This is a genomic window from Macrococcus hajekii (assembly GCF_004359505.1).
GTDB lineage: Bacteria > Bacillota > Bacilli > Staphylococcales > Staphylococcaceae > Macrococcus > Macrococcus hajekii.
Genome location: NZ_SCWE01000006.1, coordinates 1 through 19,668 on the forward strand (window position 1 = coordinate 1; position 19,668 = coordinate 19,668).

Genomic DNA, 19,668 nt, shown 5'->3' on the forward strand with positions numbered 1-19,668 from the left:
CTCCATAATAGATTGCTTGATAAAGCTCTTTGACTGCTTGAGCCAGTCACTCTTGGGAATAGCATAAATGCTACTCAAATTATTGGAATTAACGTTGACATATTGTCATTCAGTTTTCAATGTTCATTTGATTAAAAGTATAAATGGAGCGGGTGATCGGAATCGAACCGACAACATCAGCTTGGAAGGCTGAGGTTTTACCACTAAACTACACCCGCATATATAATTGTTTTAAAAGTAGTGCGGTCGAGAGGAGTCGAACCTCCACGGGTATTACACCCACCAGATCCTTAGTCTGACGCGTCTGCCATTCCGCCACGACCGCTCGTTAGCAGATAACTTATGATGTCGTCTGTTTTAGCGACAAGATTTATTATATAACCTTTAATTAATAAAGTCAACACTTTATTTAAATCTTTTTTAAAAAGTTAATGACCCCTACGGGATTCGAACCCGTGTTACCGCCGTGAAAGGGCGGTGTCTTAACCGCTTGACCAAGGGGCCTATTGTTTTGGCAACGAATACTATAATAAAACGAATCCAGAATAATGTCAACACATAAAAAGAAATAATCAGTAATTTTTTTAACTACTGATTATTTCAAGCTTCCCCTGGCATTTGCCACATCTATATTTTGCAATATCTATACGCCTTTTTCGATGATAGATTTGTGCACACACCTTACACTTATAACGAATCCTTTTCGGATCAGGTAGGGGATGACAGTACCTTGGGGCCCCTACACTCTCACTCAAATGCTTAAAATCTAAATGCTGATGTTTATAGCCTTTACCCTCTAGATGTAAATGATAGTGACATAGCTCATGTTTGATGATATTAATGATAGCTTGCTGGCCGTATGCTTCAAATTGTTTAGGATTGATTTCGATATTGTGAGTAGAGAGGATGTAACGTCCGCCGGTTGATCTGAGTCTATTATTAAAAATCGCATGATGCTCAAATTGTCTGGAAAAGAACTCTTCAGATATTTCTTCAGTTAAGTTCTGTAGTTCTTTGTTATTCATTTAGGCTCTTTCATCGTAAGACCGACTTTCCCTTTATCAACATCTACTGTTTCCACCCATACATCAACAATATCACCGACACTCACAATATCCATAGGATGTTTAACAAATTTATCTGACAGTTTTGAAATATGGACTAATCCGTCTTGTTTGACACCGATATCAACGAATGCTCCAAAATCCACTACATTTCTGACCGTGCCTGATAACTTCATTCCTTTTTTTAAGTCTTCCAGTGTCAGGACATCCGACTTAAGAAGTGGAACCGCAAAATCATCACGCGGATCACGTCCTGGTGCATTGAGAGCGCCTATAATATCTTTTAATGTCAATTCACCGATGCCAATCGATTCAGCCATTTCTTCTATATTGATGTTTTCTAATTTGGCTTTTAATGACTCAGTGCCCAGTTCTTCGATTTTACTGTCCACCTTCTCCAGCAATGAATAAGTAGCTTCATAGCTCTCGGGATGAATAGAGGTCTGATCGAGCGGTTCCGCACCGTCTATAATACGCAGGAAACCGATACTTTGTTCAAATGTCTTCGCCCCTAGACGCGGTATTTTAGCGATTTCCTTATGATGCTGTATCGGTCCATTATCCTCACGATATTTAATGATATTGTGAGCCACACTTGCTGAGAGTCCGGATACACGTTGTAAAAGAGGCAGTGAGGCCGTATTCACATTGACACCCACCTGATTAACAGCTGTTTCAACGATAAATGTCAGCGCTTCGGTTAATGACTTCTGGTTAACATCATGTTGATATTGGCCAACGCCTATAGACTTCGGATCAATTTTAACGAGTTCGCTTAGTGGATCCTGTACTCTTCGTCCTATAGAAACAGCACTTCGTTCTTCTACTTTGAAATCAGGAAACTCCTGCCGGGCAATCTCGCTCGCAGAATAAACTGAGGCCCCTGCTTCATTAATGATAATAAAAGCGGCCTTCAGATGATGCTTCTTAATCATTTCAGCTACGAACTGCTCTGTTTCTCTACTCGCTGTCCCATTACCAATTGCAATAAGTTCAACTTGATGACGATTCACCATATCAACGAGTATCTTTTCCGCCGCTTCTTTCTTATTCACTGGCGGATGCGGATGCATAACTGATTTCGCCACGAATGTGCCATAAGCATTGATAACTGCAAGTTTACAGCCTGTACGATAAGCGGGATCCACACCTAAAATGACCTTACCTTTTAACGGAGGCTGAAGCAATAAATTTTTCAGGTTCACTGCAAATATCTCAATAGCTTGCGCCTCTGCCTTAGTTGTTAGTTCATTCCGTACTTCACGTTCTATTGAAGGTAGAATTAGACGCTTCAGACTGTCTGCAATTGCATCATCAAACAAATGATCATATGCTGTTACCCGTTTAACAAATTGCTTTTTAATATATCGATGCAGTTTGTCAAAATCTGCTTCAACTGTTACTTTGAGTACACCTAATTCTTCCCCGCGATTCAAGGCAAGCGTTCGATGGGGCACAATTTTATTAATGCGCTCACTGTATTCGTAATACATTTCAAAGGTCCCTTTTTCATCTTCTGCTTTTTTCTTTTTTGAAGATGCGATGGAACCTGTCTGATTGACGGTCTGTAAAATCGATGTTCGATACGCCGGCTGATCCGCTATTACCTCCGCTATAATATCAAGCGCGCCACTTACTGCCGCTTCAGTCGATAGGACTTCCTCATTCAAATAATGTGTTGCTTCCGCTTCAACATCAAAACGTTCAAACTTCATCATTTTATCAGCAAGCGGTCCGAGATTCTTTCTCTTCGCTTCAATTGCACGAGTTTTTTTCTTCTGCTTAAACGGCCGGTATAAATCTTCAACCCGTTGAAGTTTAGTCTGCTGCTGAATATCGTTTTTCAGTGATTCTGTCAATAAGCCTTGAGCGTCAATCGCCTTAATCACATCTTCTTTCCGTTTCTGCAAGGATGCCATATAGCTGTATTCTGTCTCAATCTCTTTGATTTCCACTTCATCCAGGCCACCAGTCACCTCTTTACGATAACGTGCAATGAACGGCACTGTATTCTTTCCTTCAAGCAATTCGAGCACTGATTGAATTTGCTGTTTTTTATACGGCAACTTTTCAATGATTAAATCCATGATGACTTGTTCCATAACGTCCCCTCCAGTCCATATATTTTAACATAAAAAAGACATATGCCTAAATGACATATGTCTATTTGTCTTCTTGTACGGCATCGCGTAACTTCTTGATAGCTGTTCGCTGCAGCCTGGAAACGTGCATCTGACTGAGGCCCACTTTTTCACCCGTTTCTTTCTGACTGAGACCTTCAATGAATGTACACTGAATGATTTCCCGTTCGCGATCAGAAAGAATAGGAAGTATTTTAGTTAAAATCATTCTTTTCTCTGTCAGATCATAGCCTTCTTCCTGTTGTCCCATCACATCAAGAAGAGTCACAGTTGAGCCATCCTTATCTGCTTCAATAGAATGGTCTACGCTAAGTGCATTATAGCTCTGACCCATCTCCATCGCTTCCAGTACTTCCTCATCTGATACTTCCAGATAGGCAGCAATTTCCTTGATCTGCGGAGAACGTCCTAATTGATTCGTCAGCTCATCAGTCGCTTTCTTAATCTTCGGACCGATTTCCTTAATACGTCTTGGTACATGGACGCTCCATGTTTTATCCCGCAGATATCTTTTGATTTCACCGATAACGGTAGGCACTAAAAAAGCTTCAAACTTACGTTCAAATGAAACATCAAAACGATTAATCGCACCCAACAGCCCGACCATACCCACCTGCACCAGATCTTCATGGTGACTTTGGCCTTTAGAATAACGATAAGCTAATGATTCCACTAATTTCTTATAATGTTCGACGAGTGTTGTCTGCGCCATTTCATCTTTTGTTTCCTGATAAAGCTTAATCCAGGCATTGATCTGCTCTGGGGAAATGTCATTAAATGATGTTGACTCTTTCGCCATCAGGTTGCACCTGCTCTCCTGCTATATACTTCGTCATGCTGATTGTAACACCTGCATCTTTTTTTACATTCACTTCATCCATCAGCGATTCTATCAGGAACAAACCAAGGCCTCCTTGTCGGATAAAGTCAATATTCTCATCTTCATTATAAGGTCCAAGCTCTGATTTCGCTTTTTCATAGTCAAAGCTTTGTCCTGAATCTGAGACAATCACTTCCACTTTTTCATCAAAAATAACATATCCGACGAGTACGTCACCTTTAACATCGCCTTTATAGGCATGCTTAATAGCATTCGTCACTGCTTCAGATACTGCAATTTTAGAATCTTCAATATCATCGTATGATGCGCCCGCTCTATTCAGAATTCCTGAGAGTGTCAATCTGACAAGACCCACATATTCTGCCGAAGCAGGAAAACGCATTTCTACATAATCATAGTTCGTCATATTAACCCTCCATTTCTGCGTTAACGTGCATAAGTTCTTTTAAACCAGTAATATCAAATAATCGTTCGATACGGCTGTTTGCGCCGATAACATATAATTCACGATTATGTTTGTTCAGTTCTTTTAATGTCCCTACAAAAAGACCAAGTCCTGTTGAATCCATATAACTGACATCTGAAATATTCAGATAGATATCATGTGTTCCTTTTTGATGTAAAGGCTGTAAGACTGCAAGCAGTTCCGGTGCAGTGTAAACGTCCAGCTCACCGGCCACTTTTATTTCATAATAAGTTTCATGCTCAGTCGTTTCAATGTTCAAGTTCATCCGATACACTCCTAATTACGCTTTATTTATTATGTCCAAATTCAATAGATAATACCCTTATTTTATTGAATTAAACATCATTTTACTTTTTTAATGAGAAGAATCGTTAAATCATCTCTCTTTTTAGGATCCTGGATTTTAATGAGTTCTTCGTAGACTACCTGCACAATATCTTGAGGATGGAGATGTTTATAAGTTCTGACCAGCTCCAGCAGTTCCTCAGTGCGGACGAATTCTCCAGAGAGTCGTCTTATTTCTGATAATCCATCTGTGAAGACGAGAATCATGTCCCCCACCTGAATATCATGTTCTTCCTGATCATATCGTGTCGTAGGATTGACACCCAGCACAATACCTCGTGCGCCCATCTCTTCAAACGTATCAGTAGACTCACGGTAAATATATCCTGGTTCATGACCTGCTGAACTATAATAGAACTTACTGCTGATTTCTTCATACAGTCCGTAGAACATCGTCACAAACATATTTTGGTTGACGTTCTTCTCTACTACACGGTTCAGGCGCTTAAGTCCGTCACTCGGTAACTGGGAATGACCGTAGGAGTCCATACCGAACTTAATCATACTCATTGCCAAGGCGGCAGGAATCCCTTTACCTATAACATCCGCTACCGCAAAACTCATCGTACCATCATGATGGTCAATCAAGTTAAAATAATCTCCATTGACCCGTTGTGCCGGCACACTGATAGCACCGATTTCGATACTGTTCAGTTTAGGAATCTTAGTTTTCAGCATCATAGACTGCAGACTGGCAGCAATATCCATCTCTTTATCATGGGCTTCCATTTTTTTGACAAGCGCCTTGTAATCTCTATAAGAGAAACCGAAACCAATAATCATCTCCAGCAGTACATCCATTGATAATTTTAATTCTTCAGCTGTCAAATCTTTATCGAGCGTCAGATCTTTATGTAAAGATACGATTTCTTCAGGTGAAATGTCATTTTCAATCGCTGTAAAGCTTAGATTCTGCAGACCATCTAAATCTTCTTCATTTTCAGAAGCAATATAACGATCGAGAATATCCTCGTAATTCACCACGAGTTCATCAATATGATTCATTCCATTTGCCTCCTCTCCAACTAAAAAGACTTTAGTGTACCTAAAGTCTTAGACAGTTTTCGTCTTTAATTCAATGCGTCAGTCCAAGACTGATTTCCAGTGCACGATTCACTTCTCTCATCTTTTCATCAGATAGGACAGTCAACTTTTCAATCAGACGATTTTTATCAATCGTACGAATCTGTTCAAGTAATATAACGGAGTCTTTATCAAGATGATGATAAGCTTTACCTATTTCAACATGAGTCGGGATACGCGCCTTGTTGATTTTTGCGGTGATTGCTGCAATAATCACGGTCGGACTATGTTTATTACCTACATCATTCTGAATGATGACGACAGGTCTTTTACCGCCCTGTTCAGATCCTTTGACGGGTGATAAATCAGCTAGGAAGACTTCACCGCGCTTCATTTATTCACCATCTTCAGAGAGAAAATACGTTTCGCACTTTTCACATACTTCGCTTTCAAGATCGAATTGTTCATAAGAAATAATTAAATTAAGTTCCGCCATTGATTCATAACCTTCAGCCAGCACTTGGTCAAATTTCTTCATGACAAACCTCCTAAGTAAATCATCATAATCATATCAAATGCATATAAAAAAAACTACTTTTATTTTAACAGCGTGTTAACAACCATTGTCTCCTGTTCACTATGATAAATGCGTGGCAGACGCTGCCCTAGGTTACAAAGCACTTCATAACTTATCGTCTGCTGCTGTTTTTCAGCTACTTCCATCGACTGATTTGTATTCGGCTGATTATCAATAATGATCACCTGGGTACCCACATTGATCTCTTTGTTCACTTTCAACATCGTCTGGTCCATGCAGACGCGTCCAACAATTTCAGCATCCTGTTGCTGCACCCGCACTTTATAACCTGACATGGATCTCAGTAAACCATCCGCATAACCCATTGGAATCGTTGCGATTCGTTCGTTGTCAGTCGCTTTATAATGAGCACCGTAACCTATTTCTGTCCCTCTCTCGACATCTTTCACAAAATTGATTTCACTCACCAGCTGCATGACAGGTTTGAGCTTAATATCCGTTTCTTTCTTGATAAATGCTGAAGGATAGTAGCCGTATAGACCAATGCCCAGTCTGACTGCATTACATCCCGGCATGTCATATCGAAGGGCTGCTGCTGTATTCTGACTATGTATATATGTAGGTTTATCGTGTTGGTCCACAATGTTAATAAAGTCCTCATAAGCATGTAACGCTGACTCACCCGGCATATCAGCACAGGCAAAATGAGTATAGACTCCTTCAAACAGCAGTCCATCATGCTGTTTCAATATATCTAACACACGACTATATTCATCTGCATTCCGAATACCTATACGATTCATACCTGTGTCAATCTTGACATGAACTCTAACAATCCCATCTTTAAAATGAGAAAGTGCTTCCTGCAGCCATAACTCACCAGGTACAGTAATAGAAAGACTATACTGCGCCGCTATATTGATATCTTCCGGATGAATGATGCCTAGAATCAGGATATCCGTTTGAATGCCTGAGCCGCGTAGTTCAAGCGCTTCATCCATCGTCGCCACAGCAAAGAAGTCAACACCTTTTGAAGCAAGATGATGTGCCACCTTCACAGCTCCCATACCATATGCATCTGCTTTTATAACTGCAATTGTTTTTTTATTTTGATGACGTTCAGCGACTACTTGATAATTATAAAATAAGTGGTCCAAATCAATGTTGAGCACACTTGGACGATAATGATTCATTCGTTTTCCCTCCGGTTTTCTAATACCACAAATGCTGTTGCTACTGTATGAGAATGGGCAATAGAAACATGAACATGATATATCTGATCTTCAATGTAAGGTTTTCCTTTTTCATCGTTCAGACAGCAGATATCTTTAAAATTGAATTGTTTTCCTATGCCCGTACCGTAAGCTTTAGCAAAAGCTTCCTTAACTGCAAAACGTCCGGCAAGAAAAGTCACCCGACGTTCCTCATGGCTAAATGATTCATAAATTTCGATTTCATCAGGATGCAAAATGCGCGCAACAAATTTCTCGGAGAGAAGCCGTCTGATTCTCCCAATTTCAATCACATCCGTCCCTATTCCAGCAATCATAAATACCTGCCCTCTAAACGATTAACTGCCTCATCAATCATTTTTTTGATAGATTCAGCTTCTTCAGCACTTATCAGTTCAATCACTGTACCTCCGCCTGCTGTTGTCACTTCTACACTTTTTAAGTGATAACGCTTCATAATCGGACCCACCTGTGTTTCTACATTCTGAATACGCACAAAAGGAATAATCGTTTCTTTTTTAATAAAGATACCTGAACGTGTCACGAGTTCGCTAGCTTTAAGTTCATATTTATGCGTCCGGTAGGCGATAAGCGGTTCGATACCGATAAACCAGATCGCTTGTAGCATAATCAATCCACCCATCATATAAATCAAATAATCAGGCAGCCAGTTAAAAAATATAAACTTAATCAAAACCAGTCCCACTAACAGAGCCAGTAAAATGAAGGTCCAGATTGCATTTGCCAGCCGCCATACTTTAACAGCTGAAGCATCAACTTTCTTCATATTCAGCAACCTCCTTCTCCATAAACCAGTTATATATTTTCTCAGCGTCCTTTTGCTCTATTAGTTTAAGGGTCGCTGTCGTAAAAATAGAACCCGCTGAAACTCGCAACTCTATTGAAGCAAGGTAAGCCCTTTCCAGAAAGTAGTGGTCCTTCATATGGACACTGATCAATTTATCTTCCTGCAACTGATAAATTGTACTTGATACCAATCCTGATTCTCTGACCGTTATTTGATTATCATCAATACGGTAACCGGAATACTTATAACGCATCCAAGCAGAAATAAAAGTAATCACAAGAAAAACAATACCAATCAGCCACGCTTTATCAAACAAGTAATACTGCACAATACCTGTCACTAAGATGATAATCAGCCACGGAACTTGAAAGTAGCGTCGTAACGCCCGTTTTGGAATAATAGCCTCTACATCACGGTAGTAATAGTCAGGGATAAGCTGAGCCATGGCTTTCAGTCCTTCGTTCCTTTTAACAAACGGCAGGATATCAATTCGACCGAAAATATCATCCTCTCCTTCTTCCAGGGATGAATCACTGGTAATTACTGCGCTGAAACTCGTATAGTTCAGCCACTGTCTTAAAAATGACTTCTTTTCTTCGATGGCCTGAATCTGATTGACGACGATAATACGTTCCTTTACTTCAAATAAACCATGCCTAATCTTCAGGCGTTCCCCGTCATAAGTCAGTTCATAGTTAAAGTATTTAACAGCGGTCACAAAGATACCGATAATATAGCTGATGATCAGGGAGACCAGCACAGTCAGTACTATCGACAGCCAGCCCGAAGCTATCTGCTTCTGCAGAGGTTCAAGCCGGGCACTGATGTCCAGAATATCATCGAGCTGAGAATAAAGACCAAATACAACTGCCAGCACCGTACCCATCGCACCACTTGTCATACTCATCAGCATAATATCTTTCAATTTCAACTGATAAAATGAGTCAAATCCTTTACGCGGCTCTTGAATACTATCTTCTTCATCAGCTTGAACAGATGTCATACTTTCTTTTCTCGTTTCGATAAAATGAGTCAGTTCATCAGCCTCATACTGAGATATTGTATCCAGTTTAACACCATCGCCTGGTGTCTTGATGTCGAGAATAACACCGCCAAATATTTGATTGACAATATTACGCGTCGCCTCCACAGACTGAATTCTTGCAATATAGATCTCCTTAGTAGTTGTAGAGAGTAAACCACTTTTTACAACCAACTTATCCTCATCAACCCAGTAAGTGGTTGTAAACGCCTCAATCAATGCAAATATAATACCCACTACTGCACTTAAAAGTAGGATAACCGGCAAAATCAAATCGCCAAATCCTTCGAAATTAAATCCATTTTTGGCAATCAGAAAAAAGGCAAAAAACAGAGTGAGTAAATTATCTTTACCGACTTTAAATATTTTCGATAAATAAGTAATAGGATGCAGTTTTTTAGGTTCAGACATATGCTGTAACCTCCTTGATGCGTTCTGTAATCAACAATGCTATATTTTCAGCTTCTGCCATATCTATATATGGCAGTGCAATTGATTCGCCACTCGTATAGACAGTAATCTTGGCCAGATTAAGTTTTTGGGTCAGCGGACCTGTGCTGATGGTGACATGTTGAATACGGTCTATCGGGATAGCACTGCGATGATGCCAGAATAAACCTTTTGTCGTCTCGATTGAAAATTTGTTCAGTCGATAGCCCGTACGCTGATAGATGACTGCAGGTGCTATTAACGAGAAAATAAATAGCATAAAAGGCGCTATATAAATATAGATGATATATTCCACAGAAAACCAGTAATCTATACTTAAGTGAACAGCTATTGTACAAATAAGAGCAAATAACGTCATCATCAAGTAATGATACAGCTTCAGCCGCTTTACTTGAGCCGGTTGCCTTAACATATCTGATGTAGGGTGCATTTTAAACCTCCTTATTATATATGATTATAACAAATACTGGATAAGAAAAGGAAAATCAAAAAAGAGTCGCACTGAACAGTACGACTCTTAAAAAATTATTTTTTGTGATCTGCAAATGTACGTCCTTTAAAGTTCTTAGACTTACCTGCTGCCGGTTTACGACGACGGTTGTCTTTAGAATCACGTGACTTGAAGTTACGGTTGCCACCGCCACCATTTCCGCCACGACGGCCGTATGATGATTTTCCACCTTTACGGCCAAGTGGTTTTTCAAATGTTAACTGAACATCTACATCATTATTAGATTGAATCAGTTCCTGAAGTAATGATGTCACTAGTTTCACATCACCATATTCTTCAATTAAACCTTTTGCAATCGTTTCAATGCGTTCTTCAGAAGGTTTTGATACCCATTCTTCTACTTTTTTCTTTACTTCGCCTTCACGAGATTTCATAACTTCACCTGGTGTTGGTGGACGCAAAGCTTTCATTGTACGGTTTTTCTCTTTTTCAATCTGACGGATATAATCCATTTCGACTGGATTAACGAATGAAATCGCCATACCGTGTTTACCAGCACGACCCGTACGGCCGATACGGTGTGTATAACTTTCAACATCCTGAGGGATATCAAAGTTGTAAACATGAGATACACCTGAAATATCAAGTCCACGTGCCGCTACATCTGTTGCTACAAGGATATCGATAGAATCATTCTTGAACTTTTTCAGAACTTCAAGACGTTTCGCCTGTGTGATATCACCATGTAGTCCTTCAGCGCGGTAACCTTTAGAAATAAGGGCGCTAGTTAATTCATCAACACGACGTTTCGTCCGACCGAAGACAATCGCAAGATCCGGGCTATGCACATCAAGGAAGTTAGTGAATGTATCGAATTTTTCAAGTTCTTTGACAATCGTATAGAACTCGTCGATATCAGGGTTTGAGTCCACATTCGTCATCGTTTTAACAACAATAGGGTCCTTCATGAACTTCTGAACAAGTTCCTGAATGGCTCTAGGCATTGTTGCTGAGAAGAGTAATGTCTGACGATTTTCTTTAGGCAGTTTATCCATGATAAAACGCATATCATCGATAAAGCCCATGTTCATCATCTCATCTGCTTCATCCAGAATAAGTGTCGTCATCTGATCCGTTTTCAGAGTGCGACGGTTTAAGTGATCGATAACACGACCGGGTGTACCGACAACAATCTGAGGTTTTCTTTTAAGTTCACGAATTTGACGATCAATCGGCATACCACCGAAAACCGTTGTGACTTGAACACCTTGTCCACGTCCAAATTCTTTTAATTGGTCAGCTACCTGAACAGCTAACTCACGTGTTGGTGCAAGGATTAAACTTTGGATTCCTTCACCCTTTTTTACTTTTTCAATCAAGGGGATACCGAACGCACCCGTTTTACCGGTACCTGTCTGTGCTTGGCCTAATACGTCTCTACCAGCCATAGTATGAGGAATACTTTCAGTCTGAATCGCTGTAGGTTCTGTAAAACCTAACTTCTCTAGCGATTGGATGGTAGGTTCGCTAATACCTAAGTCTCTAAATTTTTGCAATATTATTTCTCCTTTTTCTGTTCGCTTGCTCTATGTGTGAATTTTCACTATGCTCACGCGTTAACTTCTCTATACTAACACCTTAATGCCTTAATAGCAAACGAATTTGCCTATTTGTGAAAGTAAAATAAAGGGAACAGCCTACTTCATGGCTATTCCCTTCATATTATATCAACGCTTCGATAATCGTCTCAAGCTTCATACCTCTGCTCGCCTTAAACAATATTTTTGTCTTGTCTGATAGTTTAGGACGTAGATAGTCAGCAATCTCGTCCTTTGTGGCAAAATAGTGTGCCGGAATGAACTGAGCGGCTTCTTCATAGATGAATCGTCCGGCCTGCCCTGTAGCAAGTAGCGTCATTTTCTTCCCTTCAAAATAACGGCCTACTTGACGGTGATACATCTCTTCATCCGGTCCAAGTTCCAGCACATCACTCAGTACGATGTAGCAGTCACCTGCCATCATATCAATTGTATCTATTGCAGCTTTCATACTAGTCGGGCTGGCATTATAAGCATCATTGATTAAAAGTGCACCGTTCGGACCTTGAATTTTCTCCATGCGCATCCCTGTCATTTCAAGATGAGATAGCGCTTGATTAATCTCTGCTTCAGAGAGTCCCATATATCGACCGATTGTCACTGCAATGCCTGCATTTCTGACATTATGGAGACCGAGCATCGGCAGTTTAAAATCGGTCTCTCCGTTTCCTACTTTAAAGCGAATAGCAGTTTCAGACTGTTCAATATCTCGCAGTATCTGCTGATTACCAGCATCGAAACCGATTGACTGTTTCTCACCTTTGTATGAACCAGCAAGCGGCTTCAGCAAGTCTTCATCACCATCGTAAATAAACAAGCCTTCCAGACCTTCTGTAATCTCAAATTTAGCTTTTGCTATACCTTCACGAGATCCCAGATCGCGCATATGACTTTCGCCAATATTGGTGATTACAGCAATATCTGGTGTCGCAAGCTTTGACAGAAAGGCAATTTCTCCAAAGCCAGACATCCCCATTTCCAGTATAGATACTTCAGTAACTTCCTCCAGCTGACAGATTGTCAGCGGCAGGCCGATTTCATTATTGTAGTTCCCTATTGTTTTTTTCACTCTGAATTTTGATGAAAGAACGCTTGCAACCATATCTTTTGTTGTCGTCTTACCATTAGATCCTGTAATACCGATAACAGTTGGGTTAACTTGCGTCAAATAGGTTTTGCTTAACTGCTGCAGAGCTGTCAGACAGTCATCTACTTTAATAAGTGGGACATCTGGTGCATCAGGAACATCATTTTGCCAGAAACTAATCGCTGCGCCGTCATGAAGTGCCTGTTCCACGAAACGATGACCATCAGTCTGTTCCCCTTTAAAAGGAACAAAAAGGACCGGACCTTCTATGTGCCGCGAATCAATTGCAACACCTTCCACTTCAATCTCAGCGTAGCGTTCATCAACAGTCCCGCCACTCATTTCTGCCAGTTGTTTAGCTGTTCTTTTTATCATTTATCATCAGTCCATTTTGTATTTAATTTTCTTTTTCTCTGTATAACGTTCTTTAGCCAGTTCAATCAGACGTGTAATCAATTCACTGTATGAAACGCCCATATTTTCCCATAGTAATGGATACATACTGAACTTAGTAAAACCAGGCATCGCATTCGTTTCATTAATATATATAGATTCATCTGCAGTTACAAAGAAATCTGCGCGCACAAGACCAGAGCAATCTGTCGCCTTGAATGCTTCTACAGCCATATTGCGTAATGTTTCAGCTGTTTCTTCAGATATATCAGCCGGAATAGCCAGTTGAACTTTACCATCTTTATATTTCGCTTTATAGTCATAAAATGCAACATCTTTTACCACTTCACCAGGTAAAGTCGTTTCAGGGCGGTCATTGCCGAGAACTGCTACTTCAATCTCTCTTGCAACGACACCTTGTTCAACAACCAGTTTACGGTCGAATTGTAATGCTTCCTCAATACCTTTCACCAGTTCTTCACGATTACTACATTTTGAAATGCCGACTGAAGAGCCAAGATTGGCAGGTTTAACGAATACAGGATATTCAAGTTTATTATCAACAAGTTCCAGAATATTGGTACGGTATTTCTCGAATTCACTTCTCAGAAAACTGACATAAGGAAGCTGAGGTAAACCTCTGTTTGCAAACAGCTGTTTCATCACCAGCTTATCCATTGAACTCGATGCTGCAAGAACACCGTTTCCGACGTATGGTAAGTCAAGCACCTCAAATAAACCTTGAATCGTTCCATCTTCACCGTTCGGCCCGTGAAGAAGTGGGAACAGCGCCGTATATTTAGCACCGTCAGTAGATTGTCCTAACATATCTGTAAATGATGTCTGTCCTGATGGAGAGAGACGTAGCACTTCAGCATCCTCAATTTTTTCAGTAATAGCAGGGCCTTTGACCCATTCACCTTCATTTGTGATATAGATAGTATCCACGGCATATTTGTTTTTATCCATTGCATTGATGACGGATTGTGCAGTTAAAATCGAAATGTCGTGCTCAGCACTCTTGCCGCCATAAATAATACATATATTTTCTTTACCCATAGTAAGCCTCCATAGCATTGATAATGCTATCTTATCATGAGATTAAAGGTTAGAACAATTTACTAATCAATATTTCATTCTTTTTACAAGTTAAGTTATAATGAATATTATTAATTGTCAGTAAGGAGAAGTGCTTATACCCTATGAAACATTGGCTTGAAAAAATTGACTGGTGGCTCCTCGTGCTACTTATTGCTTTCGCGACTGTCAGCATTACCGTTATTACTTCCGCTATGGCCGGACAGCAATACGAAACTAATTTCGCTGAGCGACAGATTATGTATTATATTCTTGGTTTTATTATTGCACTTTCCTTAATGTTTGTTTCGCCTAGGCGTTTACGCCAGTTCTCATGGCCGGTATATTTAATCGGCAACCTTGCACTGATCGGCCTTTTTATACTTCCTGAATCTTCTTTTACACCTATTATCAATGGGGCGAAAAGCTGGTATAGAATCGGTCCTATCAGTCTGCAGCCTTCAGAATTTATGAAGATTATCCTCATGTTGATACTGGCAAACATTACCTATCGTCATAACCGGTTTACATTCAACAAAACCATACAGACTGATTTTAACCTCATTCTTAAAATAGCTGGGGCTGCTCTGCCACCGATGTTATTAATTCTTCTGCAGAATGATTTAGGGACAACTCTTGTGCTTATCGCAATCATTCTCGGGATGGTTGTTGTTTCGGGTATCAGCTGGAAGATTCTTATCCCTTTCCTGGGCACAGTTGCAGCGATCGGCAGCGCCTTAATTCTCGGTATCATCTTCAAACCGCTGTGGATTGAAAAGTTATTCGGCATTCAGACTTATCAGTTAGGTCGTATCAATTCCTGGCTGAATCCCGAAGCCTATAGCGAAGGCGATGGTTTCCATCTGATTGAATCGATGAAAGCCATTGGTTCAGGCGGTCTGTTAGGAAAAGGGTTTAAAAATGGTGAAGTCTATATACCTGAGAATCATACCGATTTCATTTATTCCGTTATCGGCGAAGAGTTTGGATTTATCGGTTCAGTTCTCGTCCTGATTCTCTTTCTCGCTCTATTTCTCCACCTGATCCGTCTCGCTCAGTATGCAGATAACCCTTTTAGCTCACTTTTCCTGAGTGGACTCATCAGCATGCTGATGTTCCATGTCTTCCAGAATGTCGGCATGACGATACAGCTTGTACCTATTACGGGTATTCCGCTGCCACTGATCAGTTACGGAGGAAGTGCACTCTGGTCAACCATGTGCGGAATTGGCATCGCGCTCAGTATTTTTTATCACAAAACAAAAACCCTCTGATTCGCAAGAATCAGAGGGTTTTATTTTAATTTAACTGGTGCAACGTGCGGTAATGTGCGTATAACATCCAGTCTTGATTTAGTTCGTGTAATGTTGACGCCGAGAGTCGATAAAAGCGTTACTACATTCTTCATTTTATCCTGCTTATTCGTCATATAGTTCTCTCCTGTCAATTGATTACCTTCATTCTAACTGAAACATCCCCTTTTGACCATAGGACTAAAGCCTTATTTGTGTTAATTTTTTGAAAATATTATGAAGCGTGACTTTTATAACTTGTAGTATAATAGAGATATTTAAAGCCAAAAGGAGGATGCTTTTGAGCGATTTACTTACTCAGGAACTTTCAGACATTTATGCACTTGCTATTTTTATCGGTTTTATCGTCAATATCTTTCTGGCCTTTATCATCATCTTTTTAGAACGTCGAGCAGCAAGCTCTACGTGGGCCTGGCTTTTTGTTCTTTTCTTTCTTCCATTACTCGGCTTTTTTCTCTATCTGCTTTTTGGTAAGCAGATTAACAGAGAAAATCTTTTCCGTTTTAATGAAGAGGATAAACATGAACTTGAAGTGGTCATCAATGAACAGATTGAGGCTCTTGATAACAATCTATTGATCTCTCCTTCTAAGGAAGTGACCCAACATAAAGACTTGATTCGTATGTTATTAATCAATCAGCCTGCGTTTCTCACGACTGATAATCATGTTGATGTGCTGACAGACGGACAAGATAAATTTACAAGACTCATCGATGATATTCTTGCAGCAAAAGAACATATTCATATTCAGTACTATATTTTTAAACGCGATGGTATTGGCCAGCGGATCATTGATGCACTGGAAGTGAAACTAAAAGAAGGCGTCGAAGTTCGGATGCTTTACGATGATATGGGCTCCAGAACGCTTACTTTGTCAAAGTTTAAAGCATTTAAAGCTATGGGTGGGCAAGTCGAAGCATTTTTCCCTTCATTTTTTCCACTTATCAATTTCCGGCTGAACAATCGTAATCACCGTAAGATTGTCGTAATCGACGGTATCATTGGCTATATCGGAGGATTTAATGTCGGCGACGAATATTTAGGACTGGATGATAAATTTGGTTACTGGCGTGATACTCATCTGAGAATAGAGGGGGATGCTGTCAATGCCCTGCAGTTACGCTTTATTCTGGACTGGAATTCCCAGGCAACAAGAAACTATTTACGATATGAGCCTAAATACTTTCCTGACGTCAAAAGTGGCGGCAATATTGGAATCCAGATCGCTTCCAGTGGTCCGGACGAAGAATTACATCAAATTAAATATGGTTATATTAAAATGATCTCAAGCGCTAAAAAAAGTATCTATATACAAAGTCCTTACTTCATCCCTGATGCGGCCTTTCTGGATGCGCTGAAAATCGCAGTTTTATCCGGCGTAAAAGTCTATCTCATGATTCCGAACAAACCGGATCATCCATTTGTCTACTGGGGTACGACTACATTTGCCAGTGAACTTCTAAAAGTAGGCGCTAAAGTATTCTTATATGAAGAAGGTTTCATCCATACGAAAATGATGATGATTGATGATGAAGTAGCCAGTGTCGGTACAGCGAATATGGACGTCCGCAGTTTTGAACTGAATTTTGAGGTTAATGCGTTCATCTATGATCAGTCGATTGCCGTCAAACTCAGACAGGCCTTTGAGGACGATGTCAGTTTATCCAGTGAACTGACGCTCGAGCTATATGAACAGCGGGCGCTCTGGATTAAAGTTAAAGAGGCTTTCGCGCGCTTAATTTCTCCGATTCTTTAATAAAGGCAGCAGAACAATATTCAGCAGGAATAATGTGTGGGTAGCTAATGCACCGAATCCTAATACTTTTTCTTTTTTTGTTAGCTTAGTCATTATATTCACCTCTCTTAGTTGTACCCATTATGGATTAAAAAGGAGCATGACAGATGATAAAAGAGACTGAACAATATGTAAAAGACTTTCATCAGGGGGATACGTCAGGGCATGACTATTCTCATATTGAACGTGTCAGAAAAATGGCATTACTGTTAGGAGAACAAGAAGGCGCTGACCTGTTTATCGTTGAAATGGCAGCACTTCTGCACGATACTGTCGATGATAAACTGACAGACGAAGTGACGGCATGGTCAAAACTTGAAAATTTCTTTGAGAAAATCGAACTGAACGTGGAACAGCGAGAGGCCATCAAGCATATCCTTAAATATATGAGTTTCAAAGGCGGCAAAAATATCAGTAAATTAGAATCCATTGAAGGCAAGGTCGTACAGGATGCCGATCGTCTTGATGCAATCGGTGCAATCGGTATTGCAAGAACCTTCATGTTCGCCGGGCGTTTTGGCGATATGATGTATAATCCTGCAATTCCCCCACGCGATCTGGAAACTGCTGATTATCGTGAGAAAACGCATGCTATCAATCATTTCTATGAAAAGCTCTTTAAACTGAAAGATCTCATGAACACTGAGAGCGGTAAAAAAATTGCTGCTGACAGACATCGATTTATGGAGCAATTTATCGATCAATTTAAAACTGAATGGCATTCATAAAAAAATCTTTCTCTCAAAAATTTGAGAGAAAGATTTTTATTTTTATTGATTCCACAGTTCAAATAAACTTTGAATAGAGAAGATACCTGCACCAATTGTAACTAAAACTGCCAGGATTCCAAACATCAGCATCCATGTCGGATGCTGATAGTCACCTACAATCGATTTCTTACGCGATGCAATCAGGATAGCCGTTAATGTCACGGGTAAGATAAGACCGTTAAATGCACCTGCTAAAATCAGCAACTTCACTGGTTTACCAATCATGACAAATACAATTGTTGAGAAAACGATAAAGCAAATAATCACAATATTATTATATTTTGAGAAAACAGAATGGAACCCCTTCAAGAATGAAGCACTTGTAAAAGCCGCGCCAATAACTGATGTCAATGCTGCTGCCAGAAGTACAAGTCCAAATATTTTAGGTCCGATATCGCCTAATGCATACTGGAATGCTGATGCCGGTGGATTTGCAGGGTCTAATTTAACACCTGTCACTACCACACCGAGTACAGCGAGAAATAAGAAAAGACGCATAAATCCAGTCGTTAAGATGCCGAGATTAGCTGCACGTGTAACAAATGGTAAGTTCTTTTTACCGACCATACCATCTTCAATTAGACGGTGCGCACCCGCGAATGTGATATAACCACCGACTGTTCCACCGACAATTGTAATAATCGGCATTACAAGAGCTGCTGGATTTTCCGGCAGAACCATATGATAGGCTGCTTCTGCATACGGTGGATTAACTTTAATCATGACAAAACCTACTACTACAAGCATCAGTGCACCTAGGATCTGCGTAATGACATCCATCACTTTAGCGCCGCTCTTAGAACTAAATATCAAAATAGCAAGTATACCTGTAATAATCGCACCTATTTTTATATCGAGACCAAATAGTGCATTAAAACCAAGACCGGCACCCGCTACATTCCCAATGTTAAAAGCAAGCCCACCAAGTACGATTAGCACTGAAATAAACGTACCTAATCCTTTTACGACCTCATTGGCAACATCCTGCCCTCTTTTTCCTGTGACGGTCAATATGCGCCATATATTCAGTTGTGCACCAATATCGATGATAATACTGACGAGAATTGCAAAAGCAAAACTAGATAAAAACTTCTCAGTGAATACAGTTGTCTGCGTTAAGAATGCTGGTCCAATCGCTGACGTAGCCATCAGGAAGATGGCACCAAAAAGCAGTCGCTTCTGGCTCGCCGTTAACTTTGTTTTTGTATTATTTTCCATTCATTTATCCCCTTTA

At 40.1% G+C, this 19,668-nt stretch carries 21 protein-coding genes and 3 tRNA genes; 3 read left to right on the forward strand and 21 right to left on the reverse strand.

Annotated features, from left to right (window positions below):
- Positions 1-144: 144 nt before the first annotated feature.
- From ERX37_RS10295 to ERX37_RS10385, 19 genes are all read right to left on the reverse strand, one after another.
- Positions 145-218: transfer RNA gene (locus ERX37_RS10295), tRNA-Gly, on the reverse strand.
- Between the two features lie 23 nt (positions 219-241).
- Positions 242-325: transfer RNA gene (locus tag ERX37_RS10300), tRNA-Leu, on the reverse strand.
- A 107-nt stretch (positions 326-432) separates the two neighbouring features.
- Positions 433-504, reverse strand: a tRNA-Glu gene (locus tag ERX37_RS10305).
- An 80-nt stretch (positions 505-584) separates the two neighbouring features.
- The gene (locus ERX37_RS10310; RefSeq protein WP_133430597.1) at positions 585-1,025 is read right to left on the reverse strand and encodes a SprT family protein; all 441 of its coding nucleotides are present in this window, start codon (positions 1,023-1,025) and stop codon (positions 585-587) included.
- Positions 1,022-3,166 carry a Tex family protein gene (locus ERX37_RS10315; protein WP_133430598.1) on the reverse strand — a complete coding sequence of 715 codons (2,145 nt, stop codon included), beginning with the start codon at positions 3,164-3,166 and terminating at the stop codon, positions 1,022-1,024. Before ERX37_RS10315 ends, ERX37_RS10310 begins: the two co-directional genes overlap by 4 nt.
- Positions 3,167-3,227: 61 nt before the next feature.
- The gene (sigB, locus tag ERX37_RS10320) at positions 3,228-4,004 is read right to left on the reverse strand and encodes an RNA polymerase sigma factor SigB (protein ID WP_133430599.1); all 777 of its coding nucleotides are present in this window, start codon (positions 4,002-4,004) and stop codon (positions 3,228-3,230) included.
- Entirely contained in the window at positions 3,979-4,452 is a 474-nt protein-coding gene (rsbW, locus tag ERX37_RS10325) for an anti-sigma B factor RsbW (protein WP_133430600.1), read from the reverse strand. The genes sigB and rsbW overlap by 26 nt, the downstream gene beginning before the upstream one ends.
- Position 4,453: 1 nt before the next feature.
- Entirely contained in the window at positions 4,454-4,777 is a 324-nt protein-coding gene (locus ERX37_RS10330; protein ID WP_133430601.1) for an anti-sigma factor antagonist, read from the reverse strand.
- Positions 4,778-4,854: 77 nt separating this feature from the next.
- The gene (locus tag ERX37_RS10335; protein WP_229713254.1) at positions 4,855-5,853 is read right to left on the reverse strand and encodes a SpoIIE family protein phosphatase; all 999 of its coding nucleotides are present in this window, start codon (positions 5,851-5,853) and stop codon (positions 4,855-4,857) included.
- Positions 5,854-5,932: 79 nt separating this feature from the next.
- Positions 5,933-6,274, reverse strand: a complete 342-nt coding sequence (locus ERX37_RS10340) for a type II toxin-antitoxin system PemK/MazF family toxin (RefSeq protein ID WP_133430603.1) — start codon at positions 6,272-6,274, stop codon at positions 5,933-5,935.
- Positions 6,275-6,418: an antitoxin MazE gene (locus ERX37_RS10345; protein ID WP_133430604.1), complete on the reverse strand. Its 144-nt coding sequence runs from the start codon at positions 6,416-6,418 to the stop codon at positions 6,275-6,277. It lies immediately after the preceding gene.
- Positions 6,419-6,477: 59 nt separating this feature from the next.
- Positions 6,478-7,611 carry an alanine racemase gene (gene alr, locus ERX37_RS10350; RefSeq protein ID WP_133430605.1) on the reverse strand — a complete coding sequence of 378 codons (1,134 nt, stop codon included), beginning with the start codon at positions 7,609-7,611 and terminating at the stop codon, positions 6,478-6,480.
- Complete coding sequence (acpS, locus tag ERX37_RS10355; protein ID WP_133430606.1) at positions 7,608-7,967, reverse strand: holo-ACP synthase; 360 nt, start codon at positions 7,965-7,967, stop codon at positions 7,608-7,610. The genes alr and acpS overlap by 4 nt, the downstream gene beginning before the upstream one ends.
- A complete protein-coding gene (locus ERX37_RS10360) occupies positions 7,964-8,437 on the reverse strand; it encodes a PH domain-containing protein (RefSeq protein WP_133430607.1) in 474 nt (157 codons plus the stop codon). Before ERX37_RS10360 ends, acpS begins: the two co-directional genes overlap by 4 nt.
- Positions 8,424-9,911 carry a PH domain-containing protein gene (locus ERX37_RS10365; protein WP_133430608.1) on the reverse strand — a complete coding sequence of 496 codons (1,488 nt, stop codon included), beginning with the start codon at positions 9,909-9,911 and terminating at the stop codon, positions 8,424-8,426. The genes ERX37_RS10360 and ERX37_RS10365 overlap by 14 nt, the downstream gene beginning before the upstream one ends.
- The gene (locus ERX37_RS10370) at positions 9,904-10,380 is read right to left on the reverse strand and encodes a PH domain-containing protein (RefSeq protein WP_133430609.1); all 477 of its coding nucleotides are present in this window, start codon (positions 10,378-10,380) and stop codon (positions 9,904-9,906) included. Before ERX37_RS10370 ends, ERX37_RS10365 begins: the two co-directional genes overlap by 8 nt.
- Before the next feature lie 95 nt (positions 10,381-10,475).
- A complete protein-coding gene (cshA, locus tag ERX37_RS10375; RefSeq protein WP_133430610.1) occupies positions 10,476-11,957 on the reverse strand; it encodes a degradosome RNA helicase CshA in 1,482 nt (493 codons plus the stop codon).
- Positions 11,958-12,123: 166 nt separating this feature from the next.
- Positions 12,124-13,461, reverse strand: a complete 1,338-nt coding sequence (locus tag ERX37_RS10380; RefSeq protein ID WP_133430611.1) for a UDP-N-acetylmuramoyl-tripeptide--D-alanyl-D-alanine ligase — start codon at positions 13,459-13,461, stop codon at positions 12,124-12,126.
- Positions 13,462-13,467: 6 nt separating this feature from the next.
- The gene (locus ERX37_RS10385; RefSeq protein WP_133430612.1) at positions 13,468-14,538 is read right to left on the reverse strand and encodes a D-alanine--D-alanine ligase; all 1,071 of its coding nucleotides are present in this window, start codon (positions 14,536-14,538) and stop codon (positions 13,468-13,470) included.
- Between the two features lie 143 nt (positions 14,539-14,681).
- On the opposite strand from ERX37_RS10385, the gene rodA reads away from it, so the two are divergent.
- Positions 14,682-15,830, forward strand: coding sequence for a rod shape-determining protein RodA (gene rodA / locus ERX37_RS10390; protein ID WP_133430613.1), 1,149 nt, complete (start codon positions 14,682-14,684; stop codon positions 15,828-15,830).
- 20 nt (positions 15,831-15,850) lie between these two features.
- Here the strand turns inward: rodA and ERX37_RS11645 are convergent, their stop codons facing one another.
- Positions 15,851-15,985, reverse strand: a complete 135-nt coding sequence (locus tag ERX37_RS11645) for an Lmo0850 family protein (protein WP_229713250.1) — start codon at positions 15,983-15,985, stop codon at positions 15,851-15,853.
- A 158-nt stretch (positions 15,986-16,143) separates the two neighbouring features.
- On the opposite strand from ERX37_RS11645, the gene cls reads away from it, so the two are divergent.
- Positions 16,144-17,625, forward strand: a complete 1,482-nt coding sequence (gene cls / locus ERX37_RS10395) for a cardiolipin synthase (RefSeq protein WP_133430614.1) — start codon at positions 16,144-16,146, stop codon at positions 17,623-17,625.
- A 146-nt stretch (positions 17,626-17,771) separates the two neighbouring features.
- Entirely contained in the window at positions 17,772-18,392 is a 621-nt protein-coding gene (locus tag ERX37_RS10400; protein ID WP_133430615.1) for an HD domain-containing protein, read from the forward strand.
- Positions 18,393-18,434: 42 nt separating this feature from the next.
- On the opposite strand, the gene ERX37_RS10405 is transcribed toward ERX37_RS10400, so the two are convergent.
- Entirely contained in the window at positions 18,435-19,652 is a 1,218-nt protein-coding gene (locus ERX37_RS10405) for an NRAMP family divalent metal transporter (protein WP_133430616.1), read from the reverse strand.
- Positions 19,653-19,668 lie beyond the last annotated feature (16 nt).